Origin of the sequence: Psychrobacter sp. 4Bb (assembly GCF_002836735.1) — a bacterium.
Taxonomy (GTDB): domain Bacteria; phylum Pseudomonadota; class Gammaproteobacteria; order Pseudomonadales; family Moraxellaceae; genus Psychrobacter.
Window position 1 is genome coordinate 1 of the sequence record NZ_PJAS01000018.1, and the last position, 1657, is coordinate 1657.

The 1657-nt window shown below is 41.8% G+C and carries 1 protein-coding gene; it reads left to right on the plus strand.

Features of this window, described 5'->3' with window-relative positions; all coding sequences use genetic code 11:
• Positions 1-378: 378 nt before the first annotated feature.
• Positions 379-1657: saccharopine dehydrogenase family protein (locus CXF60_RS00575; RefSeq protein WP_102090366.1), on the plus strand; the 1279-nt coding region annotated here is incomplete at its 3' end.

The window sequence follows — 1657 nt, forward strand, 5'->3', positions numbered from 1 at the left end:
TATTGTACCTTTTATATTTTGGACTGACTATAGGTTATGTAAAGTTTGTAGTAACTGTTAATGTCTCATACCTCTTTTTCTTTAATAGATGATATTTTCGAAATAGAATTATATTTCTGAATGCAGCGTTATTTAACTGAGCGTTCTTAAACTAAGTGCTTTTTACCTGGACGTGTTTTATTGAATGACTTTTACTGAACGCTACTATTCCAACTGTATGCAGAACTATTTTAAATTCCTCACGTTATATGTGATGTTGTATGGAAGGTTGGCTGCAAACTATAAACTGTAGCGACCTCACAAACCTCTAACCTAATCAAACGACTTGGTTTATAGTTTACTATCCACTTATTCTCAAATCTATTAAGGACAATACATATGGATACCAATACGGATACTGAAAACTCTACACAAAAAACCAGCGGCGACACACGCCCTTATGCAGTTGTTCTATATGGTGCGACAAGTTTCGTCGGTCAGATCACTGCCCACTATTTAACCAATTTTTTATCAAATAATAAGAACGAAGATGGCTCAGACGTATCATGGGCAATCGCAGGCCGCGATGAAGACAAGCTCAACAAGTTGCAGGCCAAACTTGAGAGCAAGGTAGACATTATTATCGCCAATAGTAATGATGCTGCCAGCCTTGATAAGATGACAAAGCAAACTCAAGTCATCATTTCTACTGTCGGCCCATATCTGAAATATGGTGAGCCACTGATCAAATCTTGTGCTGAAAACGGTACGGATTATGTCGATCTTACTGGTGAGGCCATTTTCATCAAAGATATGATGGATAAATACCAAGACACTGCCAAGCAAAGTGGTGCCCGTATCGTTAACTCTTGTGGTTTTGACTCTATCCCCTCAGATTTGGGCGCGTACTTTACCCAAGCTAAGGCAGAAGAAAAGTTTGGCGAGACCTGTAATGTCATTCATATGCGTGTCAAAGCGGCGAAAGGTGGTATCTCAGGCGGTACTATCGCATCGATGGCATCAATATTTGAAGAAGCTGGCGAAGATAAATCACGTCGAAAACAAGTGGCCAATCCATATCTGTTAAACGATGATACTGATGCACCAAACGTACGTCAGGATAATGTCAGCAAACCAGTATATGACAGTAACCATAAGCGCTGGTTAGCACCGTTCGTCATGGCGACCATCAATACGCGTATCGTCCATCGCACTAACCAATTGCTCAGCTATGAGTACGGTCGCGATTTCAAATATGACGAAGCAATGTGGATGAAAGATGGCGTCAAAGGAAAACTGTCTAGCTATGCCATGAGTGCAGGTTTGTTGGGCTTTGCTACTGCAATGATGATTAAACCAAGTCGCGAGTTACTATCCAAGCACGTCTTACCAAAAGCTGGCTCAGGCCCTTCTAAGGACGAGCAAGAAAACGGCTACTTTGATATTCGTCACTTTGGACAAACGGCCAAAAATGACACTATTACCGTTAAAGTAACAGGTGATAGAGATCCTGGTTACGGCAGTACTTCTCGCATGATTTCGCAGGCGGCATTATGTCTGGCACAAGATATCAGCAAAGAGGACGTTGGCGGTGGGTTCTGGACACCAGCATCTGCGATGGGAGATAAGCTAATAACTCGCTTAGAAGCGCATTCTGGTCTTATCTTTGAAGTGATTG